This window comes from Vibrio sp. D431a, from assembly GCF_030248655.1.
GTDB classification, from domain to species: domain Bacteria; phylum Pseudomonadota; class Gammaproteobacteria; order Enterobacterales; family Vibrionaceae; genus Vibrio; species Vibrio alginolyticus.
The window spans coordinates 1-24,453 of record NZ_JAHGAP010000052.1 but is presented as its reverse complement, the minus strand read 5'-3'; the positions used below and the strand labels follow the sequence as shown (position 1 = coordinate 24,453).

General features: G+C 44.7%; 21 protein-coding genes and 1 other annotated feature. Of the genes, 10 read left to right on the top strand and 11 right to left on the bottom strand.

Translation table 11 applies throughout. The features are described 5' to 3' along the window. Positions 1 to 90: 90 nt before the first annotated feature. Positions 91 to 1,575: a carbon starvation protein A gene (locus tag KJB35_RS26720; protein ID WP_005381914.1), complete on the bottom strand. Its 1,485-nt coding sequence runs from the start codon at positions 1,573 to 1,575 to the stop codon at positions 91 to 93. 280 nt (positions 1,576 to 1,855) lie between these two features. On the opposite strand from KJB35_RS26720, the gene KJB35_RS26715 reads away from it, so the two are divergent. Together KJB35_RS26715 and KJB35_RS26710 are read left to right on the top strand one after the other, a co-directional pair. Continuing rightward, positions 1,856 to 2,197, top strand: coding sequence for a DUF2799 domain-containing protein (locus KJB35_RS26715; RefSeq protein WP_047103915.1), 342 nt, complete (start codon positions 1,856 to 1,858; stop codon positions 2,195 to 2,197). Between the two features lie 114 nt (positions 2,198 to 2,311). Next, positions 2,312 to 2,584 (top strand): hypothetical protein, encoded by a 273-nt coding sequence (locus KJB35_RS26710; RefSeq protein ID WP_005381911.1) that lies wholly within the window; start codon positions 2,312 to 2,314, stop codon positions 2,582 to 2,584. Between the two features lie 51 nt (positions 2,585 to 2,635). On the opposite strand, the gene murQ is transcribed toward KJB35_RS26710, so the two are convergent. Beyond that, the gene (murQ, locus tag KJB35_RS26705; RefSeq protein WP_047103912.1) at positions 2,636 to 3,565 is read right to left on the bottom strand and encodes an N-acetylmuramic acid 6-phosphate etherase; all 930 of its coding nucleotides are present in this window, start codon (positions 3,563 to 3,565) and stop codon (positions 2,636 to 2,638) included. A 36-nt stretch (positions 3,566 to 3,601) separates the two neighbouring features. After that, positions 3,602 to 4,714, bottom strand: a complete 1,113-nt coding sequence (locus tag KJB35_RS26700) for an anhydro-N-acetylmuramic acid kinase (RefSeq protein ID WP_017821495.1) — start codon at positions 4,712 to 4,714, stop codon at positions 3,602 to 3,604. A gap of 99 nt (positions 4,715 to 4,813) precedes the next feature. Between KJB35_RS26700 and nagZ the strand changes: the two genes are divergently transcribed. From nagZ to tyrA, 3 genes are all read left to right on the top strand, one after another. Continuing rightward, positions 4,814 to 5,797, top strand: a complete 984-nt coding sequence (gene nagZ / locus KJB35_RS26695; protein ID WP_017821494.1) for a beta-N-acetylhexosaminidase — start codon at positions 4,814 to 4,816, stop codon at positions 5,795 to 5,797. A gap of 207 nt (positions 5,798 to 6,004) precedes the next feature. Continuing rightward, entirely contained in the window at positions 6,005 to 7,081 is a 1,077-nt protein-coding gene (locus KJB35_RS26690; RefSeq protein WP_005381904.1) for a 3-deoxy-7-phosphoheptulonate synthase, read from the top strand. Positions 7,082 to 7,102: 21 nt separating this feature from the next. Beyond that, positions 7,103 to 8,230 (top strand): bifunctional chorismate mutase/prephenate dehydrogenase, encoded by a 1,128-nt coding sequence (tyrA, locus tag KJB35_RS26685; RefSeq protein WP_054576675.1) that lies wholly within the window; start codon positions 7,103 to 7,105, stop codon positions 8,228 to 8,230. Between the two features lie 77 nt (positions 8,231 to 8,307). On the opposite strand, the gene KJB35_RS26680 is transcribed toward tyrA, so the two are convergent. The 3 genes from KJB35_RS26680 to ettA all read right to left on the bottom strand — a co-directional run bounded on the left by KJB35_RS26680 (position 8,308) and on the right by ettA (position 11,606). Beyond that, complete coding sequence (locus tag KJB35_RS26680) at positions 8,308 to 9,309, bottom strand: M23 family metallopeptidase (RefSeq protein ID WP_213908275.1); 1,002 nt, start codon at positions 9,307 to 9,309, stop codon at positions 8,308 to 8,310. Positions 9,310 to 9,348: 39 nt separating this feature from the next. After that, complete coding sequence (locus KJB35_RS26675) at positions 9,349 to 9,708, bottom strand: PilZ domain-containing protein (protein WP_033906113.1); 360 nt, start codon at positions 9,706 to 9,708, stop codon at positions 9,349 to 9,351. Positions 9,709 to 9,938: 230 nt separating this feature from the next. Continuing rightward, on the bottom strand, positions 9,939 to 11,606 hold the full coding sequence (gene ettA, locus KJB35_RS26670) for an energy-dependent translational throttle protein EttA (protein ID WP_005381894.1): 1,668 nt from the start codon (positions 11,604 to 11,606) through the stop codon (positions 9,939 to 9,941). A gap of 364 nt (positions 11,607 to 11,970) precedes the next feature. Here ettA and sltY point away from each other — a divergent pair, with 364 nt between their 5' ends. Both sltY and trpR read left to right on the top strand, forming a co-directional pair. Beyond that, positions 11,971 to 13,917, top strand: a complete 1,947-nt coding sequence (gene sltY / locus KJB35_RS26665) for a murein transglycosylase (RefSeq protein ID WP_044129577.1) — start codon at positions 11,971 to 11,973, stop codon at positions 13,915 to 13,917. 13 nt (positions 13,918 to 13,930) lie between these two features. Next, on the top strand, positions 13,931 to 14,239 hold the full coding sequence (gene trpR / locus KJB35_RS26660) for a trp operon repressor (protein WP_005381892.1): 309 nt from the start codon (positions 13,931 to 13,933) through the stop codon (positions 14,237 to 14,239). Between the two features lie 110 nt (positions 14,240 to 14,349). On the opposite strand, the gene yjjX is transcribed toward trpR, so the two are convergent. The 5 genes from yjjX to bamD form a co-directional block, all read right to left on the bottom strand. Beyond that, the gene (yjjX, locus tag KJB35_RS26655) at positions 14,350 to 14,883 is read right to left on the bottom strand and encodes an inosine/xanthosine triphosphatase (protein WP_025768441.1); all 534 of its coding nucleotides are present in this window, start codon (positions 14,881 to 14,883) and stop codon (positions 14,350 to 14,352) included. Between the two features lie 24 nt (positions 14,884 to 14,907). Then, positions 14,908 to 16,086 (bottom strand): prephenate dehydratase, encoded by a 1,179-nt coding sequence (gene pheA, locus KJB35_RS26650; RefSeq protein ID WP_017636154.1) that lies wholly within the window; start codon positions 16,084 to 16,086, stop codon positions 14,908 to 14,910. Between the two features lie 12 nt (positions 16,087 to 16,098). Next, positions 16,099 to 16,220: a sequence feature (Phe leader region), on the bottom strand. A 108-nt stretch (positions 16,221 to 16,328) separates the two neighbouring features. Continuing rightward, entirely contained in the window at positions 16,329 to 16,655 is a 327-nt protein-coding gene (hpf, locus tag KJB35_RS26645) for a ribosome hibernation-promoting factor, HPF/YfiA family (RefSeq protein ID WP_005381889.1), read from the bottom strand. A gap of 325 nt (positions 16,656 to 16,980) precedes the next feature. Next, positions 16,981 to 18,462 carry a lytic transglycosylase F gene (locus tag KJB35_RS26640; RefSeq protein WP_309474001.1) on the bottom strand — a complete coding sequence of 494 codons (1,482 nt, stop codon included), beginning with the start codon at positions 18,460 to 18,462 and terminating at the stop codon, positions 16,981 to 16,983. A gap of 148 nt (positions 18,463 to 18,610) precedes the next feature. After that, positions 18,611 to 19,339, bottom strand: coding sequence for an outer membrane protein assembly factor BamD (bamD, locus tag KJB35_RS26635; protein WP_005381876.1), 729 nt, complete (start codon positions 19,337 to 19,339; stop codon positions 18,611 to 18,613). A 136-nt stretch (positions 19,340 to 19,475) separates the two neighbouring features. On the opposite strand from bamD, the gene rluD reads away from it, so the two are divergent. From rluD to clpB, 3 genes are all read left to right on the top strand, one after another. Then, the gene (gene rluD, locus KJB35_RS26630; protein ID WP_005381875.1) at positions 19,476 to 20,453 is read left to right on the top strand and encodes a 23S rRNA pseudouridine(1911/1915/1917) synthase RluD; all 978 of its coding nucleotides are present in this window, start codon (positions 19,476 to 19,478) and stop codon (positions 20,451 to 20,453) included. Position 20,454: 1 nt separating this feature from the next. Further along, on the top strand, positions 20,455 to 21,183 hold the full coding sequence (pgeF, locus tag KJB35_RS26625; RefSeq protein ID WP_213903623.1) for a peptidoglycan editing factor PgeF: 729 nt from the start codon (positions 20,455 to 20,457) through the stop codon (positions 21,181 to 21,183). 144 nt (positions 21,184 to 21,327) lie between these two features. Beyond that, the gene (gene clpB, locus KJB35_RS26620) at positions 21,328 to 23,901 is read left to right on the top strand and encodes an ATP-dependent chaperone ClpB (RefSeq protein ID WP_104975872.1); all 2,574 of its coding nucleotides are present in this window, start codon (positions 21,328 to 21,330) and stop codon (positions 23,899 to 23,901) included. Positions 23,902 to 24,453 lie beyond the last annotated feature (552 nt).

Here is a 24,453-nt window from a genome sequence, read left to right as displayed (position 1 = left end):
GCTTTCTGAGTCTTAAAGTGACTTGGGTATAAAACAAAAAGAGCCTGCAATTGGCAGGCTCCTATCTTAGTCACTCAGATGTGACGAGTATTACGCTGTTTCTGATACGGCTTGTGGTTTCTCTTCGTCAGCCAGTTCAGTTTCACCTTTACCCTTAGAGGTTTTGATAACGTAACCTGTCACAGCTAGGGCAAACACAATACCTACGATAGTTGATAGTTGCATTGGCAGACCAAAACCTAGCGAGCTGTTGTTTAAGATGAACGTGACACATACCGTGGTCATGAAGATAGCTGGGATAGTGGTAATCCAGTGCAGCTTGTTGTGACGCAGTAGGTAAGCGGACGCAGTCCAAAGCATCATTACCGCTGTTGTTTGGTTTGCAAAACCGAAGTAGCGCCAGATAATGCCGAAGTCTACTTGAGTTAAGATACCGCCGATAACGAACAGTGGAAGTGCCATCAGTAGACGGTTACGTAGCGTTTTTTGTTCCATGTTGAAGTATTCAGCAAGGATCAAGCGGCTTGAACGGAACGCTGTATCGCCAGACGTAATTGGTAGGATAACCACACCCAGGAACGCAAGGATACCACCGAACACACCTAGCAGACCAAATGATGCGCTGTATACCACGTTACCAGGGCCACCGTTTTTCACAGCTTCTGATAGAGCGTCTAGAGAGCCGAAGAAAGACAGAGCGATAGCACACCAAATTAGCGCGATAACACCTTCACCAATCATTGCACCGTAGAATACGAAGCGACCGTTTTTCTCATTTTCCATACAACGCGCCATCAGTGGAGACTGAGTTGCGTGGAAGCCAGAGATAGCGCCACATGCGATAGTGATGAACAATGCAGGCCATAACGGCATGTCATTTGGGTTGAGGTTAGAGAACATGTCCGAAACTTGGAAGTCACCCATTACTGTGTGTTCGCTAGAGAAAGCAACGGCTGTCATTAGGCCAACAGACATAAAGATAAGTAGGGCGCCAAACAGTGGGTAGAAACGACCAATGATTTTATCGACAGGAACAATCGTCGCAATGATGTAGTAAGCAAAAATAGCAATAACCATTGTAGTCATGCTTACGCTCAAGCTTGTTTGATCATTGATGAGGTTAGTAATCATGCCAGCAGGGGCTGAAACGAACACTACGCCAACTAGAAGCAATAGGACAATGGCAAAAATATTCATAAAGTGTTTTGCGCCATTACCTAGGTAGCGACCTGTAATGGTAGGTACAGATGCACCGCCGTTACGCACTGAAAGCATGCCTGAGAAGTAATCGTGTACTGCACCAGCAAAAATACAACCGACTACAATCCAAAGCATCGCCGCAGGACCGTATAGTGCCCCCATGATCGGGCCAAAAATTGGACCAACACCTGCGATGTTAAGTAGTTGAACTAGGTAAACTTTCTTTGTTGACATTGGAACGAAGTCAACACCGTCCGATTTGGTGTGAGCTGGCGTTTGGCGTTTTTCATTGATGCCGAAAATCTTCTCGACGAAAGCGCCGTAGATGAAGTATCCGCCGATTAGGGCTGCGACACAGGTTAGAAACCACATCATAGCAATTGTCCTTGGTCTTAGTTGGGTAGGGTAATTTTTTAATCTCAGGATGCATGTTATGCGTCACTTGTGTTAAATGCATTCGGTTAGTAGATGAGTGGTCGAATAGAGCACTGAGTGGTCGATATGCTGCTTGAGCGGTTTTTAAAAATGGCGAAAGGTTGATGACAGTCTTGAGCGGCTGATTTGAGTCATCAGTGGTTAAATCTGCAAGCTCAGCGGCAAGCGCCAATAATTAGTGGTAAGCTTATTTTTGAAAACAATTACTTAAGGAAGAACCATGAAAAAGGTAACGGTAGGTCTGGCACTGGCTTTACTTGTAGGATGCACAGCAACGACAGCAGATCTTGCCAAGTCGGGAGATTGGCATCAGATCGGATATCAAGATGGCATAACCGGACACACATCGCGCACGATGAGCGAGCTTCGTGAGTTGGGTAGTGTTAAGCAAAGTGACTACGACCAAGGTTATTTAGAAGGTTTACGTGAGTACTGTAATCCTGCTTTTGCGTATCAAATGGGGTTATCTGGTCAGTATTACGAAGGGGTTTGTGAAGGTACTGAGCAAGCGCAAAAATTCCGCATGGAATGGCAACGTGGTTGGAATGAATACTCAAATTAATAGTCAATAAAGCCGTTGTTACACTGTCTGCATCACATAAATGTGGCAAAATTTTCCTTATTAAACTATGTTCATATTGCTTGATAGTGAGCACAGAAAAAAAGGAATCACATTATGTCAACGCAAATGGCTGGTGGCTGGAGTCCATTTCATGAACTCACAGCAGAGAATAAAGAAGTATTTGCTAAAGGTATCGAGGGGTTTGTCGGTGTCAAATACTCCCCTTTGGTTGTGGCTACTCAAGTCGTAGCCGGACAAAACTATGCGTTTTTCTGTAATGCAGAAGTTGTCTACCCTGGAGCACAACCATACCCAGCAATGGTTCATATGTTCAGTGACCTTGAAGGTAAAGTCGGTATTACTCACATTGAACGATTGAACTACTAAATTGAGCCATAAAAGGCGCCTGACTTTTAAATAAGTGAGGCGCTTTATTGATTAAGATTGATTAGTTTGCGCGATCACGACTTTTCTTAAATATCCTTGCTTGGCGTTCAGTTGCTCAGTCGCGCTTTCTCTATCCAGCCCGGTTAAAATCATCAAAATCGCTAACTTGGCGTCGTAGTCCGTTTCTTTGAGCGCCGTTTTAGCCTCTTGGTTAGTACAATCTGTTGCTTGCATAACAATACGAGTCGCTCTTGCAACTAGCTTTGCATTCGTCGCTTTCACATCTACCATTAAGTTCTGATAACTTTTGCCCAGGCGAATCATGCTTGCGGTAGTGAGCATGTTTAGTACGAGTTTTTGTGCCGTCCCTGATTTTAAGCGAGTGGATCCCGTTAACGCTTCAGGTCCAACAACGGGGCTAATCGCAATATCAGCAATATCTGCAATCGGAGAGTCAGGGTTACAAGATAGTGCTACAGTGGTGGCACCAAGCTCGTTCGCATACTCTAAGCCACCAATCACGTAAGGTGTTCGTCCACTTGCCGCAATACCAACGACGACATCGCGTTGTGTTAGCGTATTCTCTTTAAGATCTTGCTCACCCAATGCTGGATCGTCCTCCGCCCCTTCTTTTGCACGGAACATTGCCTCTTTTCCACCAGCAATAATACCAACGACCATCTCTGGATCTGTGCCAAAAGTTGGTGGGCATTCTGAAGCGTCCAAAACGCCAAGTCGACCACTGGTACCCGCACCGATGTAAAACAACCGACCTCCGACCTTAAATGCTTCCGTGATCTTATCAACGGCTTCAGCGATCTCAGGCAACACTTTTTCAACGGCAAGAGGAACGAGTTTGTCCTGTTGGTTGATGCGTTGAACAATATCGAGAGAAGGCAGCAAGTCGATGTCCATGGTGTCTGGGTTTCGCCCTTCAGATACCAGATGGGATAAAGCTGCGATAAGTGCATCGTTCGTCATAATGAATTAAGCCTTTTTGTTTAGGATCTATTGCCCTTAATTTTTTGAATAGAGTACACCCAGTGAAGCGAGACGACTTGCCCCCGTAACTTCCGGTAAGTTGCTAGGGAGGCCGTGAATATGGCGCTGCGCAAGCCAAGCAAACGCCATTGCTTCCATGTAGTCGCCATCAACGCCTTTTTCTGCCGTTGTCGCAACGCTCCATTGTGGCAATAACTTAGCTAGTCGCTGCATCAAAAGTGGGTTTCTTGCTCCACCGCCACAGACCAATAGTTGAGGTGTGATGCCATGAGAAAACTTGTCGACTTCGTTGGCAATGGTAATTGCAGAATACTCGCAAAGTGTACGTTGTACGTCTTCGATTGGTAAATTGTGATGGGCCAGTTGTTGATGCAGCCAGTCAATATTGAACAGTTCTCGTCCGGTACTTTTAGGGGCTGGCATGGCGAGGTAAGCTTCTTTGAGTAATTGAGTCAACAAAGTAGCGTTTACCGTTCCTTTAAGTGCAAACTGTGCATCTTCGTCGAAGCTTTGCCCAGTATGCAGCGCACACCATGCGTCCATCAACATATTGCCCGGGCCTGTGTCATAGCCAATGACTGGTTGTTCTGGATGCAGTACCGAGATATTGGCAATGCCTCCAATGTTAAGTACCACAGTTGTGGAATCCTGCATCGCAAAAATGCTTTTATGGAAAGCAGGGACGAGTGGGGCACCTTGTCCACCTAGCGCCATGTCTTTACGACGAAAATCCGCTACCGTATCAATGCCTGTTTTGACCGCGATAATGTTTGCATCGCCCAATTGAGTGGTAAACGGCAAGTTTCCGGTAGGCTGATGGAATACTGTTTGACCGTGATTACCAATCGCACGAATTTGCTCTACGACGTAACCAGACTTATTGAGCAGCTGTAACACAGCATCTGCAAATAGGTGGCCGAGCTGGTGGTCAAGTTCACCTATGGCTTTTAAATTTGTTGCTTGACCGGTACAAACAGATAACAGCATGTCTTTTAGTGCTGCGGGCATTGGGTAGTCGTCATGCGCAATCAGGCGAACATGCTCATCGCTTATTTCAACTAGAGCGGTATCAACACCATCCATACTCGTTCCAGACATCACACCAATGTACAGTTCGTTAAATTTCATAGCCGATCTCGTCAATTCTTCATTCACTTATTGTAAAGCAAATCTGAAGCGAATAACCTCATCGAATACGAGATATTCAGCCGATTTTGAGGAGAAAACATGGGACCGTTATGGGTTGACGTTGCGGGGTATGAACTGACCGCTGAAGACAAAGAAATCTTGGAGCATCCTACGGTTGGTGGCTTAATTCTATTTGCTCGCAACTATCATGATAGCAAACAGCTTCAAGCACTTACTCAATCCATCCGAAAGGCGGCTAAGCGCCCGTTTTTGATCGGTGTGGATCAAGAGGGCGGCCGAGTGCAGCGCTTTCGCGAAGGTTTCTCATTAATTCCTGCTGCTGATGAGTACGCTAAACATCAAAATGGTGAAGAGCTTGCTCGTATGGGCGGTTGGTTAATGGCAGCAGAGCTGATTGCCCATGATATTGATTTAAGCTTTGCCCCGGTACTTGACCAAGGCCATCAATGTAAAGCGATCGGTAACCGTGCATTCGGTGAAGATGCCGATACCATTCTTCGCTATAGCACTGCATATATGCAGGGAATGAAGAGTGTTGGCATGGCAACGACAGGCAAGCACTTCCCTGGACATGGTGGCGTGATTGCAGACTCACATCTAGAAACACCATACGACGAGCGCAGTGATATTTTTGAACAAGATATGGCGATCTTCAAAGCGCAAATTGATGCCGGTATTTTAGATGCCATGATGCCTGCTCACGTGATTTTCCCACACTATGATGCTCAACCAGCCAGCGGTTCTGAATACTGGTTAAAACAGGTCCTGCGTCAGCAATTGGGTTTTAAAGGTTTGGTTTTTTCGGATGACTTGACCATGGAAGGCGCTGCGATCATGGGCAGCCCTGCCGAGCGAGGTGCTCAAGCATTGAGAGCTGGCTGCGATATGTTGTTAATGTGTAATAAACGAGAAGCGCACGTTGAGGTATTAGACAACTTACCGGTTTCAACCGTGCCACTCGCGGATGGATTACTGAAAAAACAGTCATTTTCTCCAAGCGAACTTAAGCTATCTCAAGAGTGGAAAGCGGCGAGTGAAGCGATGAAACGCTTGACTAGCTAAACCTCTTGTAAAAGATTCAAAACAGCGATGAGAAGCCAAAGTTAATTATATTTTGGCTTTTTATTTAACTGTAAACCTAGGTTTACACTAAATGTTTTTTATTCTGTACGCTTGTTTTTCTTTTTTAGCCTGTTATCTTGTCGTTAAAGCTTAGTTGTCTCACCAAAGGTTTGGTTGGGTGTAAAAATAAATATACAGGTTAGAGTTATGCAGAAAAGTGAGTTGAGCAATATTAATATTATCGAAGAACAGGTTCTTATTACTCCGGAGGAACTAAAAACCAAGCTTCCTTTGAGTGAAAAAGCACGTCGCTTTATTCAAGAGTCTCGTCAAACTATCGCTAATATTATTCACAAGAAGGATCACCGCCTGCTTGTTGTATGCGGTCCATGTTCTATCCACGACGTAGAAGCGGCGAAGGATTACGCAAAGCGACTTAAAGCACTCTCTGAACAACTAAGTGACCAACTGTATATTGTTATGCGTGTTTACTTTGAGAAGCCGCGCACCACGGTCGGCTGGAAAGGCCTGATCAATGACCCACACCTAGACGGCAGTTTCGATATTGAACACGGTCTGCATGTTGGACGCGAACTTCTGGTGGAGTTGGCAGAGATGGAAATCCCGCTCGCGACTGAGGCTCTAGACCCAATTAGCCCACAATACTTGGCGGATACTTTTAGCTGGGCAGCCATCGGTGCTCGTACGACGGAGTCACAAACTCACCGTGAAATGGCAAGCGGCCTGTCTATGCCAATCGGTTTTAAGAATGGCACCGATGGCAGTTTGGCAACCGCAATTAACGCGATGCAAGCTGCGTCCTCTAGCCACCGTTTTATGGGAATTAACCGTGAGGGACAAGTCGCACTGCTGACCACCCAGGGCAATGCTAATGGACATGTGATCTTACGTGGCGGCAAGCAAACTAACTACGATTCGGTATCAGTCACTGAGTGTGAGCAAGAGATGGCGAAATCTGGTCTTGATGCTTCATTAATGGTGGATTGCAGTCACGCCAACTCACGTAAAGATTACCGTCGCCAGCCATTAGTCGCGGAGGATGTGATTCATCAAATCCGTGAAGGCAATAAATCTATTATCGGTCTTATGATTGAAAGCCATATCAATGAAGGAAATCAATCTTCTGACTTAGCTCTTGAAGAGATGAAATACGGTGTATCTATCACTGACGCATGTATCAATTGGGATTCAACTGAGGCACTATTACGTCATGCACATGAAGAGCTAGTGCCTTTCTTAGAAAATCGTCTAAAGGCTAATTAATACAGGATTTAAGGAACATCAATGGCAGTTGAACTTAACGCATTACGCGATCAGATTGATGCAGTCGACAAGCAAATGTTGGAGCTATTGGCTCAGCGTTTAGCGCTCGTAGAGAAAGTTGGGGAAGTAAAAAGCGAACATGGTTTGCCAATTTATGCTCCAGACCGTGAAGCGGCGATGTTAGCTTCTCGTCGCGCTGAAGCTGAAAAAATGGGAATTCCTCCACAGCTTATTGAAGATATTCTGCGTCGAACAATGCGTGAATCTTATGCCAGCGAGAAAGATTCCGGTTTTAAGTGTTTGAACCCTGATTTACGCTCAGTTGTTATTATTGGTGGTAATGGTCAATTGGGTGGCCTGTTTGGGCGTATGTTCAAATTGTCGGGCTACCGGGTCAAAGTTCTCGGCAGTAAAGACTGGGATCATGCGGATGAGATTCTAGACAACGCGGGTTTAGTCGTGGTCACGGTGCCGATTCATCTAACGGAAGGGGTGATCGAAAAACTGGGGAACTTGCCGCAAGACTGCATTCTGTGTGACCTGACTTCTATCAAGTCGAAGCCTCTGCAAGCAATGTTGAATGTGCACCAAGGTCCTGTGGTTGGTTTGCACCCAATGTTTGGCCCAGATGTTCCGAGCCTTGCCAAGCAGGTTATTGTGTACTGTGATGGCCGTGGTCACGAGCATTACCAATGGCTATTGCAACAGTTTGGGATTTGGGGCGCAAGCTTGTGCCAAATCGATGCACAAGAGCACGATCATGGCATGACGTTGATTCAGGCGTTGCGCCACTTCACGTCGTTTGCTTACGGTATGCACCTTAGCAAAGAGAATCCGAACATCGATCAGTTGTTGAAGTTAAGCTCGCCAATCTACCGCCTTGAATTGGCGATGGTGGGACGACTGTTTGGTCAGGATCCGAACTTGTACGGTGATATCATTTTCTCTTCTCAAGAGAATATCGATATGATCAAGCGATTCCATCAGCGTTTAGGTGATGCGGTAGCGATTCTGGATAGCGGAGACAAAGCGCGATTCATCGAAAGCTTTAAGCAGGTGAGTGATTGGTTTGGTACTTATTCTCAACAATTTATGAATGAGAGCCAAAACTTACTCAAACAGGCGAATGATAATATTCATCGCGGTTAATCACGGGTTATTTAGTCGTGCAGAGTCCGAAACAAAAAGAGCAGCGTAAGCTGCTCTTTTTCGTGTTGATGGACAAATCAGTTCGTCGCAGTATTACTCGTATCTTCACTTGATACTGTGTTGATACTGGTATCGCGATAGGGTGAATTGGTTAAATTGACTTGTAGGCGTACAACGTTATCAATCAATTGAACCAAAGGTCCCCATTTCACTTTTTTCTCTTTTTCAAAGACGTCGTTGAAGTTTTCTGGCGTCCACTCCATTAAGTATTGAGGGTTGAGTGCTCGTCCGAGGAAGCGTACTTCATAGTGCAAGTGTGGCCCTGTGGAGTTGCCAGAGTTACCGCATTGAGCAATGATGTCGCCTTTACTAACAAACTGACCGCTTTTCACTTTGAAGCGTTGTAGATGAGCAAAGGAGCTCATAAAGCCAAATGAGTGACGAATGGTGACATAGTTACCATAACCACGATTGCTCGGGCGAACGGTTTCCACCACACCGTCAGCCGGTGCCAGGATCTCTTCTCCTCTTTTACAAGTCAGATCGATACCAGTATGAACATGCCTCTTACCTGAAATCGGATTAATACGACTGCCGTAAGAAGAAGAAATACGTTGGTATGTGACTGGGCTGTCATTTGGTATCAAACGGAACATCGTCGCGCGAACAGCAGAATCGATAGCGGCTGCGTCAATTCGCTCCTCTAACCCCATGCTGTTCTCATCGATCATCAACTCTTCGTCTGCGAGACCTAAAACCGATTCAACGTCGAATACCCGTTTGCCCAATAGCTGAATTTGATTGTTTTTGTCCGTCAAAGACTGGGAAAGCGAATGATTGGTATCAAGCTGTTCTTCGTAAAGAGCCGTCACTTCGGCCTTTTCACTTTCCAGTTTGGCGATGATTTGTGTTAGTTCGTCTTTATTGTGCATCTGCTGCTGATTAAGGTACCACGCGCCACCAACGACGGCGGGTAATGCCAATACTGAAGCAAATACTGCTAGGACCGAACTGCGGCCCAAATAGAACTGCTGATCGCCGTCTTTCGTCGGGATCTGCGTGATGATTTTTTTAGACATAGTTATTGTTACTTAAATAGGCGTTCATTTATTTTTCTCCTAAAAACCAGAGAGGTGCTCTAACTCTCGATTCAGAAGGTCGTTATTGCCTACATTCAATTCTATAAATCGTTTTAGTTGGCTAATGCTTTCGATGTCTATCTTAGCGATCTTCAACCTAATCTCACACTTAGAGAGATCCACAACTTGCGCTTTTAACGTAATCACTTGTTCGGATTGATCAAATGAAAAAGTCACATGGACTGGAAGGGTTGGATCCAAAGCCTCAGTCTCTTCCACTTTCATGAGTAAACCATGCAAGGAAAGATCTTGAATCCTAGCTTCAATTGCCAAGTCACGTTGTTCTATCTTAGCTGGAGCTTGATGGAGAATACGTGAAAAGCGTCGTCTCTCTGTCATATGAATATTCTCGTCAGGTCGTCAAACAGAATTGAATAGTATATCAATACGAACAAAAAATGTTCGATTGTTGTTTGAAAAGTGTCGAGGTCGCTACAGAGTGACGTAAGTGCTATGTCATGTTCTTAACGAACGAGACGGGCTAATGAGCTCTTTTTATAACAAAGAAAACAAAGGCCGCTATGATAGCGGCCTTTGTACAAATTACAATCAAACTTTGTGGGTTGCGATTACTTCGCAATACGCTTGTATTTGATACGGTGTGGTTCTGCGGCTTCAGGACCCAATGTTTTCTTCAACCAATCCATGTACTCTGTGTAGTTACCTTCGTAGAAGTTAACTTGGCCTTCGTCACGGTAGTCAATGATGTGGGTAGCGATACGGTCAAGGAACCAACGGTCGTGCGAGATAACCATTGCACAACCAGGGAACTCTAGTAACGCTTCTTCTAGAGCACGCAGTGTTTCAACGTCAAGGTCGTTGGTTGGTTCGTCGAGTAGCAACACGTTACCGCCCGCTTTAAGCAGCTTCGCAAGGTGGACACGGTTACGCTCACCACCCGATAGTTCACCAATAATCTTTTGTTGGTCACTGCCTTTAAAGTTAAAGCGTGAACAGTATGCGCGAGCTGGGATTTCGAAGTTGTTGATCTTAATGATATCAGCACCTTCAGAGATCTCTTGGAATACGGTTTTAGAATCGTCCATGCTGTCACGGAACTGATCGACAGATGCTAGTTTTACTGTATCGCCCATCTCAATTGTGCCCGAGTCTGGTTGTTCAGTACCACTTAACATCTTGAATAGCGTCGATTTACCTGCGCCGTTCGCACCGATGATACCAACAATCGCACCTTTAGGGATGCTGAATGACAGGTCATCAATCAGAACACGACCGTCAAATGACTTGGTCAGGTTCTTCACTTCAATAACCTTATCACCTAGACGCTCACCAGGTGGGATAAACAGTTCGTTGGTTTCATTACGTTTTTGGTGATCAGAGCTTTGTAGCTCTTCAAAGCGAGCCATACGTGCTTTTGACTTCGCTTGACGACCTTTAGGGTTTTTACGTACCCACTCAAGCTCTTTCTCGATAGTCTTTTGGCGAGCACTCTCTTGGGAGGCTTCTTGTTGTAGACGAGCGTCTTTTTGCTCCAGCCATGAGGTGTAGTTGCCTTCCCATGGGATACCTTCACCACGGTCCAGTTCTAAGATCCAGCCCGCAGCGTTATCTAGGAAGTAACGGTCGTGGGTGATGGCTACTACGGTACCTGTGTAATCCACTAAGAAGCGCTCTAGCCAAGCAACTGATTCTGCATCTAGGTGGTTGGTAGGTTCATCAAGCAATAGCATGTCTGGCTTAGAAAGTAGCAAGCGACAAATAGCCACACGGCGGCGTTCACCACCTGATAGGTGCGCAATTTTTTGGTCCCATTCAGGTAAACGAAGTGCGTTTGCCGCACGCTCAAGCGCATTTTCTAGGTTGTGGCCATCTTTCGCTTGGATAAGGGCTTCTAGCTCGCCTTGCTCTTTTGCAAGTGCGTCGAAGTCTGCATCTGGTTCAGCGTATGCTGCGTAGACTGCGTCCAAACGTTTCAGAGCGTCAGCAACGTCAGCAACCGCTTCTTCAACAACTTCACGAACGGTTTTTGATTCGTCTAATACTGGTTCCTGAGGTAGGTAACCTACGTTTAGACCAGGTTGTGGACGCGCTTCACCGTCGATATCCGTGTCGATACCTGCCATGATACGTAGCAGTGTGGATTTACCTGCACCGTTCAGACCTAAAACACCGATTTTCGCACCAGGGAAGAAGCTCAGAGAGATGTCTTTAAGAATTTGACGCTTAGGTGGCACAATTTTGCTCACCCGCGACATGGTATATACGTATTCAGCCATTGCCGATCGTTCCTAAATTAACTGTCATTCAAACCCATCATTTTATACCAAGTGCTTTGTTTTTGTTACCGCATTGCAAGAATTTCCCTAACGAATGGATTTCTTATTTTGAGCTGACCGGAAACTTACACGGTTAGGGTATACACTTTTGTTATTCGTTAAGAATGACGAAGTGTGTTCTATGCGAGTTAGAAACGCTTTGTCTCCATCGTCTTAAAAGTTTGACGAGTACAATTTTTAATACACAAAGTTGCTTTACATGGACATCTGCATTCTGTGTAAATAGATGCATGTGTGAAAATTGCCTTAACATCACATGAACTCTAACAAAACTAGGCTTTAGGGCAGTATATGTCTGGGGAAAATGACACAAATGAGATTCAACGTATCTGAATTGGCTAAAAAGGTATGCTGCGCCGCCGCGTTGTGTGCTATGAGTTTGAGTGCTAATGCCGCGCTGAGTTTGGAAAAGCAGCGCGAAGTATATGAGCAAGCTCAAGATTTATTAGATAAAAATGACATCGACAGATACCTTTCGATTCGTCCTAAAATTTCTGACTATCCACTAACGCCTTATGTGGATTACCGCACTTTTATTAGACAGTTACCGGAAAAGTCACCACAACAGGTGAACGAGTTTATTTCTGAGCACGAGTCTTTTCCATTTTCTCGTCGAGTTCGCGCTCCATACCTCAATCATCTTTATAAGCAAAAAGATTGGAAAACCATTACTGAGTTTCAAAAAGTCATTCCTAGTGGTGAGCGTTACCAATGTATTTTCTACGTCGCTCAATTAAAGCAAGGCAAGAAAGTCGCGGCGTTTAAAGGGGCTGAACATATGTGGTTACGTGGCATCAGCATTGCTGATGAGTGTGACCCATTATTTGCAGCATGGGACAAGGCGGGTGAGCGTACCGATGAACTGATTCTACAGCGTATGTTACTGGCGTTTGATGCTCGTAATGGCGGTTTGATGAGTTACTTGCTCAAACTGCCTAAATCAGCGCAGGCAAAGCAACAAGCCAAAGAAATGAAAGCGTTGTTTGATAATCCTTCAAGTGTTGCGGAATTCGCGAAGAAAAAACCTGCGAATGATTTTAATCGAGCGCAAAGTGAATATGCGTTAGAAAAGTTGGCTCGCATGAACACTAGCCAAGCACAAGGTGCGTACGATGCTGTCATTAAAGGACAGAAGTTTTCTCCAGAAAAAGCGCAAGAACTTGCCGACTATATTGCATTTCGATTGACTCGTACGGAGTCTGAGTCATTAGCTAAATGGCGCGATGATAAAACGAAAACCAGTCAGTACTTACCGTTGATTGAAACGCGCATCCGCTTAGCGATTCAAAATGCAGATTGGAAAGGCGTACAAGAGTGGATTGCTGTTCTAAATAAAGAAGAACAAGCCACGCTACGCTGGCAATATTGGCTTGGAAGAAGTGAAATAGCGTTAGGTGATGACATCGCGGGGAAACAGCGTTTAGCAACTCTGCTTGGGCAACGAAACTTCTACAGTGTGGCTGCCGCCAATGCAATCGGGCAATCAATCAAATACCCAACGCATACGGTTAAGTTGGATAAGAAAGTTGTTCAACCCTATCAAGACTCGTTAGCTCGTATCGAAGAGTTGATCGCGACGGATAAAATCGCAGCAGCGAAGAGTGAATGGGCACACTTACTGCGCCGCGTAGGGAAAGATGAAAAGGCGATGTTGGCGGCTTATGCATCATTTAAACGTTGGCATCACCTAACGGTGACCGCGAGTATTCAAGCGCAGATGTGGGATAATATCGAACTTAGGTTCCCAATAGCACACCGCTGGTGGTTTAACTTTTATGCGAAAAAGCACAACATTGATCCCGTCACGATGATGTCTCTCGCTCGACAGGAAAGTGCGTTAGATGTTGAAGCCCGCTCTCCAGTTGGCGCTCGTGGTCTTATGCAGATCATGCCTGCGACGGCGAAGTACACGGCACGTAAATATAAGTTGAGTTATCAAGGTACGCAGGATCTCTACAATGTAGGAAAAAATATCGAAATTGGTAGCCATTATTTGCAAGGTTTATTAGAGGATTACGATAATAATCGTATTTTTGCTCTTGCTGCTTATAATGCAGGTCCTAACAGAGTAAAAACGTGGCGAGAGCGTACCCAAGGAAAAGTGGATGCTTATGCCTTTATTGAGGCAATTCCATTTAAAGAGACGCGCGGTTATGTACAAAACATCTTGATGTTTGAAACATACTATCGTGATCTTTTGGGTATCGATGGCGCGTTCTTGAATCAACATGAGATCAATACCAAGTATTGAGTGAGGTAACTTGATGTCGCACGAACCCGAGTACAAAGACTGGCAACAGATTATTGAGCTAATTCGAACAAGTATGGGCACCCAGCAAGATGACATGCTGTTAACAATGCTGATGTCACGTGATGAGAGAGAGTCATTAATATCACGCGTTAATATAATTAACGAACTTCTTAAAGGAGAATTATCTCAACGTCAGATCAGTCAGATGCTTGGTGTGGGCATTGCCACCATTACTCGTGGCTCTAACGAACTAAAGTCGAAATCTGATGAAGAAAAAGACAAGTTGAAAGTCTTGTTAGAACAAGTTGCGGTATCTAAGTAGACAGTATATCCAATTTGCTTTTAGGCCTTGGTGTTACAATTGACTAAGATAACGTATTACAAAGGGCGGAAATATCCGCCCTTTTGCGTATCTAGAGAATAGGCTGAGTGTTATAAATTTGAAGGAAAGTGCTCAGGGTTTGTGAATGGAATCAAAGCCAGAATCAAGGCTTGGTGATAGACCGAGCTTCGAGTTAGCTGGTTTTGGGTTAGTAGGCTAATAGCGCCACCTTTCTGTTTGATGTTATCAGTACCAAACACTTTGTCCATTACATCTCCCAACTCATTCGCATCCTTGAGTTTTTCCAAGACTTTTGGCGGCAACATTAAGCTTGCAGAACGAGATTCACCGCGGTGAGTCTCTGACTCAACCACCATCCAAGCAAACGTCACGTTTGCTTCAATTCCCGCTTCGAGACCGACATAGTAATCCGCGTTTGGCATCTCTACTTTTGCGTTTTTAACGCGGTTTAGCGCACCACGATGAGTTTCTTCATTCGTCATGGGCTGATCTGCGACCTCACTCGGTACACTGATGCCAACGAAGTTGAACTCTTGATGCGGAAATGCATTACGAAATGCACTTTGAACTGCATTAATTTTGGCTGGGTTTAGCGATGCGATTACGACTTTTTGGGTTGCCATGATCTTTTTACTCACTGGTGTCTATTAACTCAATTTTACTTGCGTAGGCTTTACGTTCTCACTCGGGTAACAGCCTAATACTTTCAAGTGCTTAGTGATTTTTGTTAGCTCTTCAAGTGCCTGTTGCATTTCTGTCGAAGCAAGATGTGATGTCAAGTCTACGTAGAACATCTCTTCCCACGGGTTCCCCATAATTGGGCGTGATTCCAGCTTGGTCATATTGATGCCGTAACGTTGCAGCACTAATAGTGTTTCAACCAATGAGCCTGCCTCTTGGGAGGTCGACATGATCAATGTGGTTTTTGCTGGAATCTGAGTAGAAACTTCAACCGGTTTACGAGCAACCACGATAAAGCGAGTATGGTTTTCGGTTTGGTTTGCGATGTTGCCTTGAATTGCTTGCAAGCCATATAGCTTACCGCTTGATGCATTACCAATTGCAGCCACATCATCACGATCCATCTCTTGGACTTTCTGCATTGCATCTGCTGTGCTCGCGCAGGATTCCAGCTTTACCCCTTTCATACGGCTTAAAAACTCACTGCACTGTTGGTGTGGCTGAGGGTGAGAATACAGCGTTTTAATATCTTCCAGACGAATGTCTTTTTTCGCAACCAAGCAGTGTTCGATTGGTTGAGTTAGCTCTCCAACGATGTAAAGCGTCGTGTGTTGTAGTAAGTCATACACTTCATTAATAGAGCCTGAGCTGGTGTTTTCGATTGGCAGAACGCCATAATCAGCATGGCCAGATTCAACCGTTTGAGTCACTTCTTTAAAGTGCTCGCAGTTGAGCTCGATAAGCTCCGTATTTTTACGACTGAAGTATTCGCGACTTGCCAAGTGCGAATAAGAGCCTTTGGCTCCTAAAAAAGCGACGCGAGCAAGTGGCTTACGGCTTTGCTGTGGGTTAACGAGATTTTGCAGATAACTTTGTTGAAGCAGAACTGAGTCTTCAATGATGGTATGGAAAAGTTTGGTGATGTACTGCGCGTCAAGTTCGTATTTATCTTGGCCATTAGAAATCAGCTTGACCAATAATTGCTGTTCACGGACGGCGTCGCGAACAGGCTTTGAGGTTTGTACTTTGCTTTTGGCTACTTCAATGCTGAGTTTACGGCGCTCAGACAATAAGCTGAGAAGTTGGTCATCCAACTCATTCAAGCGTAAACGAATTTCTTCGAGGGAAATAGGTTGGTCAGTCATCAATTCTTTCCTTATAAAAAAGCCTCCCGATTTGGGAGGCTTTCTGTTTGTTTTTGACTTTTCTTTCACAAACGAGTTCGCCCCTCCAACTATGGGAGGAAAAAGAAGTCAAAAATAAACAGTGAGGTTAAATGCATAAATAGTGCTTAATTTATGAGTGTTTAAACACAATAAGCAAGGCTGGGGAGAGCGTCAAGCAAAAAAATAGCGCCTTTCGGCGCTATTTCCTCAATATGTTCAGTTTACTCTTCTTCTTCCACTAGCTCAGGCTTACTTGCACGTCGAGCTTCAGGTTTGTGGGTCAGCTTGTTCAATTGTCGTTCTAGTTTTTGCTCCACTTCGTTGATAGCTGCGTAAAGATCTTCGTGAGTTGCTGAGGCAATGAGCTGGCCTTTAGGAACTTTGATAACCGCTTCGAATTTCTTCTGTTTGTTTGGTTCCTCACTGAAAGTTGCTTGGCAACCAATTAGGTCTACTTGCCATTTCTCCAGTTTTTTAAATTTGCTCTCAATATGAGCTCGGATTGCAGAGGTGATTTCGATGTTTTTGCCAGTGATATTCATTGTCATAAGTGTTTTTCCTCTGTTGCATCCCTCATGGGTTGAGTTCAGATTACCGCTTTAAGCATAAAAAAATGTGATTCAGATCATTATTTTGCTCGGGTTTTTTATGATGAAAAATGAATGTGATCTCACTCAAGAACTTCTGAGATTTATCGTGAAATTGCTTGTTATCGGTTAGTAAATCCGTAGATTGGATAGAGTACTCAGCTGAAAACGGCCTCGTTTTTAGGGAAGTTTTACGGCCTAATATTTGAGGTGGTTAAAATTTAACTACACGTAAGGTGTGATGACGATCACTGAGTCTTTCCAATGAATCCATTTAAAAAGCCGCTTACTGTACAAGCGGCTTTTTACTGTCTGGCATTTGGCTGACTTTTCGTAGCGGTATCATGAAAATGGGGTCTTTTGGGGCTAGTGAAACCCTTTCTAGACTTTTGACTTGGTCCAAGCTTTCTAGTTGTTTGTATATTATGTAGTAGCGATTAATGCTTGTGACGTACCCAACCGTTGAGCTTAAACTTTTCCGCATAACGACTTCAACGTTATTAAACCAAACATTAGGATCGTAACCTTGTTGGGCTGCACGCTTACGAATACGCTCTACATTGCCGGGGCCCGCATTGTAAGCCGCCAATGTAAAGTAGAGTTTATTTTGTGCAGTAATATCAGGGTCACTGAAGTACTGCTTACGCAAAAAAGCTAAGTATTTCACTCCAGCATGAATGTTGTTTTCTAATTGTCGAACATTTTTGATATTGATATTCGGATCTTGAGCGGTGCTAGGTAGGACTTGCATTATGCCAACGGCACCTCGACTTCCAACTAGGTCGTTATTAAATCCTGATTCCTTGTAAGCGATTGCAGCGATCAGTAAATAGTCGATATCGTATTTCTCACCATAGCGTGAAAATAGCGCCGCGAGTTTTTCTAGTTGAGCAATTTTCTTAGGGTTAAGAGCTCTGTTCAACCATCCCGTATTATCGATGTATTTACCGTAAATAACGTTACCGAGTAGTGTCCCAGAGCGAGACTTCTGGATGAACTTATTCACGACGGCTTTTAATTTGGGACTATTTTCTCGCATTGCCCAAGCAATTTTGCCATTTTTGCGGATAGGGATTTTTTTGTGAACCCGAATATCATCCATCACTTTCAGCCAAAGCTTGGCTTTATGGCTATCGAGAACAATGGCTTTGACGTAACCATTGTTGAGCATTCCGACCAGCTCATAATCTTGAAGTGTTTCTTCAATAAAGTGCACGATAACAGGCGGTAAGCCTTTTTTGTTTAGTTTCTTATTTAGTGTCTGAATGCTTTCAAAGTAGCTAGAACTGGCGCGCACCCAAATCTCTTTGCCGCTCAATTGTTCGATTTTCGTCATCGTTGGTGTGCTTTTGTTTGTCACTACCCACTCTTGAATACCAGTGAGGATGGGTGAACTGAACTCCACTTTCTGTTTGCGCGTGTCGGTAATAGTCAGGTTGGCGACAACTAAGTCACCTGAACCGTTTTCTAAGGCTGGCAGTAGCTGGTCGCGGGCAACAGGAATAATTTGTACGTTAAGCTTTGGTTTGAGTTTACGAAGGTCTTTTTCGAAATGCGCCAGCAATTCTGCGCCTATGCCTTTTGGTGTGCCGCCCTCAATGTAGTAAAAGCCTAAATCAGCAGAAACTAAGACGCGCAGTACATTCTTCTCCTTGATGACATCGAGGTCTCCGGTATAAGGAGGCTGTTTGAGCGGCGAGATTTGCAGTGCGCAAACGGAAGCAGACAATAGGAGCAGCATAACTGCGCAAAGCTTAGATATCGTCACGTTCACATCCTTTTTATAAAGGGGGGAGGAGAACTTTAAGCATATGTGGAGCTAGGAAGATCATCAAGAAAGGGCTGAATACACTATTGAGAGTAATAAAAAACCGCCACGGTAAAAACGGTGGCGGTTCAGTTTAAAGCAAGTTCAATTACTTCACAGGGTTGAGCTCGATAAGCTTTTCAGTTCTTGCTACGGCGTCTTCCAAACCAAGTTGCTTGTAGGCCTCTAGCTGGATAGTCAGTGACTTACGTGCAGCTTCTGTGTCTGGATACGCTTTTTGCAGCTCTTGGCTGCGATTAATAGCAGCGACCCAAGCTTCACGGCGAAGGTAGAAGTCAGCAGTCGCTAAATCATAGTTCGCTAGACGGTTTTTCAGCGCGACCATACGTTTTTGTGAATCTTCTGCATATGGGCTATTCGGGTAGCGTTGAAGTAGTTTTTTGAAGTCATCAAACGCTTTTTTTACCGGTTCAGGATCGCGATCGCTTCGATCTACGCTGAATAAATCATGCATAAAGTTACGATCTTGCGCCATGTGGCTTAGACCTCGCATGTACAGCACCCAATCCATCTTTTCATGGGTTGGGTTTAAACGCATAAAGCGAGAAATGGTTGCCAAGCCCAAAGCAAGGTCGTCGTTTTTGTAGTACGCATAGATTAGGTCAAGCTGCACCTGTTCTGAGTAGGCACCGAATGGGTAACGTGAGTCTAATGCTTCCAGTTTCTCAATTGCAGAAAGCCAATTACCACTTTGAAGAGAAATCTGTGCGTCTGCATACAGTTCCGAAGGCGGCACATCAGGAACGATTTCTTCTTTGCTTGCACATCCAAACAGAAGGGATACCGCTAAAAGGCCTGTTAAAGTCTGACGTTTCATATCAGGAGTCTGTTCCTTGAATCTAAATATTTCTTAAGCTGCCGTTACTTTCTTTCCAGTAACAGATACAATGACGTAATAGTCTATTTTTTCACAGTCGTGAGCATTAGTCTCACAGTTTTTAAAAAAGTTCGATATGGCTCAGCAGATTGTATTAACAAATACCGTAAAAGATAGCCAGTTAGGTCAACGTTTAGACCAAGCTATCGCCGAATTATTCGCGGACTTCTCTCGCTCGCGCCTAAAAGAGTGGCTGCTTGATGGGAAAGTTCAAGTTGATGGTGAAGTTGTCACTAAACCTCGTACCAAAGTAATGGGTGGCGAGGAAATTACATTGCAAGCCGAGTTAGAAGATGAAGAACGCTGGGAAGCGCAAGATATCCCGCTAGATATCGTCTATGAAGATGAAGATATTATCGTTATCAACAAACCTCGTGACTTTGTGGTTCATCCGGGCGCTGGTACGCCTGATGGCACTGTACTTAATGCGTTGTTGCATCATTACCCTGATATTGCAGAAGTACCTCGTGCAGGTATCGTGCACCGTTTGGATAAAGACACAACGGGTTTGATGGTGGTGGCGAAAACCGTTCCTGCACAAACTCGTCTGGTTCGCGCACTGCAAAAACGTAATATTACTCGTGAGTACGAAGCGATCGCTATTGGTCGTATGACTGCGGGCGGTAAAGTGGATCAACCGATTGGTCGTCACTCTACTAAGCGCACGCTTATGGCGGTAGCACCAATGGGCAAACCAGCAGTAACGCACTACCGTGTTGCTGAACGCTTCCGCGAACACACGCGTATTCGCTTGCGTCTAGAAACGGGTCGTACGCACCAGATTCGTGTGCACATGTCTTACCTTCAGCATCCGTTGCTCGGTGATATTGCATATGGTGGACGTGCTCGCATCCCGACAGGTGCGTCTGAAGAGCTAACGGCAATGATCCGGGGTTTCGATCGCCAAGCATTGCACGCAGTAATGCTGCGCTTTGAGCACCCAATTACGGGCGAAGTTCTTGAGTTTCATGCTCCAGTGCCTGATGACATGGTTGTGATGACTGAAGCGCTTCGTCAAGATACAGAAGAGCACGGCTTACCGGAAGAATTCTAATATGAAGACGATCATTCCGAATTGGCCAGCGCCTAAAAATGTCAAAGCTTTCGCCTCAACACGCATAGGCGGATTTTCGACAGGCCCTTACCAAGGGCTAAATTTAGGTACTCACGTTGGGGATGATTTGTCTTTAGTAGAGAAGAACCGAGCTTGGTTGGCGCAACAGGCAAGCATGCCAAATGCGCCAATCTGGTTAAACCAAACGCATTCAACCGTTGTGGCTCAAGCAAATGAACCAACAACACAGGTGCTTGATGCGGATGGTGTATTTACTTCTTCAAGCCATGTTGTTTGTTCAGCGATGACCGCCGATTGTTTACCTGTATTATTGACTAATACACAAGGTACGCAAGTAGCCGCTGTTCACGCAGGTTGGCGCGGCTTAGCAAATGGCATTGTCGAAAATGCGTTAGCGTTGTTTTCTGGTGAAGTGATAGCGTGGCTTGGCCCCGCCATTGGCCCTCAAGCCTTCGAAGTGGGTGAAGATGTTCTGCAAGCTTTTGTTGATTTTGATTCACAGGCGAATCAAGCATTTGCTCCACGCGATATCGACGGTAAATGGTTTGCTGACATGTCGGTGCTGGCAACGCAACGTCTAAACCGGGCTGGTGTGACACAAGTGTTTGATTCTGGACTTTGTACTTACCAAGATAAAACCTCTTTTTACTCTTATCGCCGTGATGGTAAGACTGGTCGACAAGCAACCTTTATTTGGATCGAAGACTAGCTATAAGCACCAAAGTGCTAAGATGCATACTACTATTTTTGCAAAGCTATCTTTATTCATTCACTCCCTTGAAATTCCCCTCCTGAGTATCCATCTTTCTAACTGTCAAAAGAATTTCCTTTAGTTGAGGTTAGGAAGGTAGATATGCGTCTTGATCGATTCACAAGTAAGTTTCAAATCGCTATCTCTGATGCTCAATCACTAGCGTTAGGGCGCGATCATCAATATATCGAGCCAGTTCACCTCATGGTGGCTTTGCTTGATCAAAATGGCAGTCCAATTCGTCCATTGCTTACTATGCTGGATGTGGACGTAACGCATTTACGCTCTAAATTGAGTGAAATGTTAGATCGATTACCAAAAGTCAGTGGCATCGGTGGGGATGTTCAGCTCTCTAGCTCGATGGGCACATTGTTTAACCTGTGTGACAAAGTGGCGCAAAAGCGTCAAGACTCCTATATCTCGTCTGAAGTCTTCCTGCTTGCCGCTTTAGAAGATCGCGGACCATTGGGGCAATTACTCAAAGAGATCGGCTTAACAGAGCAAAAAGTCAGCCAGGCAATCGAAAAGATCAGAGGTGGTCAAAAGGTCAATGACCCGAATGCGGAAGAGCTTCGCCAAGCATTGGAAAAGTTCACCATAGACCTTACCGAGCGTGCAGAGCAAGGTAAATTGGATCCGGTTATCGGTCGTGATGATGAAATCCGTCGTACTATCCAAGTATTGCAGCGTCGTACTAAAAACAACCCAGTGATTATCGGTGAACCAGGCGTAGGTAAGACAGCAATTGTTGAAGGCTTAGCGCAGCGCATAGTTAACAATGAAGTACCTGAAGGTCTGCGTGGTCGCCGAGTGCTATCACTGGATATGGGCGCACTGGTTGCTGGTGCTAAATACCGTGGTGAATTTGAAGAGCGTTTAAAATCAGTATTGAATGAACTTGCTAAAGAAGAAGGCAACGTCATCCTCTTCATTGATGAACTACACACTATGGTCGGCGCTGGTAAAGGTGAAGGCTCAATGGATGCGGGCAACATGCTAAAACCGGCATTAGCTCGTGGTGAGCTGCACTGTGTTGGCGCAACAACATTGGATGAATATCGTCAGTACATCGAAAAAGATGCAGCATTAGAACGTCGTTTCCAAAAAGTGCTGGTGGATGAGCCGACCGTTGAGGATACCGTGGCGATTTTACGTGGCTTGAAGGAGCGTTATGAGCTTCATCATCACGTCGAAATTACTGACCCAGCGATTGTTGCTGCGGCGAGCTTGTCACATCGCTATGTCTCCGACCGTCAGTTGCCGGATAAAGCGATTGACTTGATTGACGAAGCGGCTTCAAGCATTCGTTTACAAATTGACTCTAAGCCAGAGTCCTTGGATAAGCTTGAGCGTAAAATTATCCAACTCAAAATTGAGCAACAAGCACTAAGTAACGAGCACGATGAAGCGAGTGAAAAGCGTTTGAAAGCGCTTAATGAAGAACTCAATGAAAAAGAGCGAGAGTATGCTGAGCTAGAAGAGGTTTGGAATACAGAAAAAGCAGCTCTTTCTGGCACTCAACATATTAAGTCTGAGCTTGAACAAGCTCGTATGGACATGGAGTTTGCTCGCCGTGCTGGCGATCTAAACCGTATGTCGGAGCTTCAATATGGTCGTATTCCTGAACTTGAGAAGCAGTTAGATCTTGCAACCCAAGCTGAAATGCAGGAAATGACGCTATTGCGTAATAAAGTAACCGACAACGAGATTGCAGAAGTACTTTCTAAGCAAACCGGCATTCCGGTATCCAAGATGCTAGAAGCGGAAAAAGAGAAACTACTTCGTATGGAAGACGTGCTGCATAATCGTGTGGTAGGGCAAAGCGAAGCGGTCTCTGTTGTATCGAATGCCATTCGTCGTAGTCGAGCTGGGCTTTCTGATCCAAACCGACCAATTGGCTCCTTCTTATTCTTAGGTCCAACTGGTGTGGGTAAAACAGAGCTTTGTAAGACACTTGCGAGCTTTATGTTCGACAGCGAAGATGCGATGGTCCGTATCGATATGTCTGAGTTCATGGAGAAACACTCAGTGGCAAGATTGGTGGGTGCGCCTCCAGGCTATGTCGGATATGAAGAGGGTGGTTACTTAACGGAAGCGGTTCGTCGCAAGCCGTATTCGGTAATTTTGTTAGACGAAGTAGAGAAAGCGCATCCGGATGTATTTAACATTCTGCTGCAAGTTCTCGATGATGGGCGTTTAACGGATGGTCAAGGTCGTACTGTTGACTTCCGTAATACGGTTGTGATCATGACATCTAACTTGGGTTCATCTCGTATCCAAGAGAATTTCGCAACATTAGACTATCAAGGTATCAAGAGTGAAGTGATGGATGTGGTTAGCAAACACTTCCGCCCAGAGTTCTTGAACCGTGTTGACGAAATCGTGGTGTTCCATCCACTTGGTCAAGAACACATTAAGTCCATTGCTTCTATTCAATTGGAACGTTTGGCGAAACGACTAGAGGAGAAAGGCTATCAACTAGAAGTTTCCGACAAAGCGCTCGATTTGATCGCTCAAGTTGGTTTCGATCCTGTGTATGGTGCGCGTCCTTTAAAACGTGCAATTCAGCAGAATGTCGAGAACCCGTTAGCCAAATCAATTCTGTCTGGTGAAATCGTTCCAGACAAGACAGTGCAGCTAATTGTTATTAATGACCAAATTTGTGCTCATCAATAATTGTATGGATACAGTAAAATTGAGATAAAAATCACACAAAAGGGGCCGTTTGGCCCCTTTTCTATAGTTTTTTAGAGTCTTTTGTCTGTTTTCTATACGAATAAACTAAAAAGGTGAGTTTTTTTAAAAAATGCACTTGTGTTCTTTAATGAACTCCCTATAATGCGCCTCCGTTGTCACGGGAAAGCAAGTGAAGCGGAACCTAAACAACTACGGTTAGTGAGTTAAAATTAACTCGCAGATAAATAACTTAAAAAAGTGTTTGACACGATAAGTTATCTAGCTAAAATAGCCGTCCACTTTGAAGAGAACTTCGAAGTGTGCTCTTTAAAAATATAGACCTATCAATCTGTGTGGGCACTCGTTGATGATAATCCAATTAGAAGCTTAGGCTTCAAATTAGGTTTCAATGATACGAAGTGACCATTGAATCGAAAGATTCAGCACAGTCAATTCAAACATTACTTCTGCTATTTATTAGCGAAAGGAATGTTCAGTATTCATTGAGCCGAACAAAATCTTAAATTGAAGAGTTTGATCATGGCTCAGATT

Bases quoted from the DNA above. Each gene is read 5' to 3' on its own strand.
- rluD (WP_005381875.1), top strand. From the start codon at position 19,476: ATGGCTCAGCAGATTGTATTAACAAATACCGTAAAAGATAGCCAGTTA.
- sltY (WP_044129577.1), top strand. From the start codon at position 11,971: ATGACACAAATGAGATTCAACGTATCTGAATTGGCTAAAAAGGTATGC.
- yjjX (WP_025768441.1), bottom strand. From the start codon at position 14,883: ATGGCAACCCAAAAAGTCGTAATCGCATCGCTAAACCCAGCCAAAATT.
- KJB35_RS26680 (WP_213908275.1), bottom strand. From the start codon at position 9,309: ATGTCTAAAAAAATCATCACGCAGATCCCGACGAAAGACGGCGATCAG.
- nagZ (WP_017821494.1), top strand. From the start codon at position 4,814: ATGGGACCGTTATGGGTTGACGTTGCGGGGTATGAACTGACCGCTGAA.
- ettA (WP_005381894.1), bottom strand. From the start codon at position 11,606: ATGGCTGAATACGTATATACCATGTCGCGGGTGAGCAAAATTGTGCCA.
- KJB35_RS26700 (WP_017821495.1), bottom strand. From the start codon at position 4,714: ATGAAATTTAACGAACTGTACATTGGTGTGATGTCTGGAACGAGTATG.
- KJB35_RS26675 (WP_033906113.1), bottom strand. From the start codon at position 9,708: ATGACAGAGAGACGACGCTTTTCACGTATTCTCCATCAAGCTCCAGCT.
- KJB35_RS26690 (WP_005381904.1), top strand. From the start codon at position 6,005: ATGCAGAAAAGTGAGTTGAGCAATATTAATATTATCGAAGAACAGGTT.
- hpf (WP_005381889.1), bottom strand. From the start codon at position 16,655: ATGACAATGAATATCACTGGCAAAAACATCGAAATCACCTCTGCAATC.
- tyrA (WP_054576675.1), top strand. From the start codon at position 7,103: ATGGCAGTTGAACTTAACGCATTACGCGATCAGATTGATGCAGTCGAC.
- pheA (WP_017636154.1), bottom strand. From the start codon at position 16,086: ATGACTGACCAACCTATTTCCCTCGAAGAAATTCGTTTACGCTTGAAT.
- KJB35_RS26710 (WP_005381911.1), top strand. From the start codon at position 2,312: ATGTCAACGCAAATGGCTGGTGGCTGGAGTCCATTTCATGAACTCACA.
- pgeF (WP_213903623.1), top strand. From the start codon at position 20,455: ATGAAGACGATCATTCCGAATTGGCCAGCGCCTAAAAATGTCAAAGCT.
- trpR (WP_005381892.1), top strand. From the start codon at position 13,931: ATGTCGCACGAACCCGAGTACAAAGACTGGCAACAGATTATTGAGCTA.
- bamD (WP_005381876.1), bottom strand. From the start codon at position 19,339: ATGAAACGTCAGACTTTAACAGGCCTTTTAGCGGTATCCCTTCTGTTT.
- murQ (WP_047103912.1), bottom strand. From the start codon at position 3,565: ATGACGAACGATGCACTTATCGCAGCTTTATCCCATCTGGTATCTGAA.
- KJB35_RS26715 (WP_047103915.1), top strand. From the start codon at position 1,856: ATGAAAAAGGTAACGGTAGGTCTGGCACTGGCTTTACTTGTAGGATGC.
- clpB (WP_104975872.1), top strand. From the start codon at position 21,328: ATGCGTCTTGATCGATTCACAAGTAAGTTTCAAATCGCTATCTCTGAT.
- KJB35_RS26720 (WP_005381914.1), bottom strand. From the start codon at position 1,575: ATGATGTGGTTTCTAACCTGTGTCGCAGCCCTAATCGGCGGATACTTC.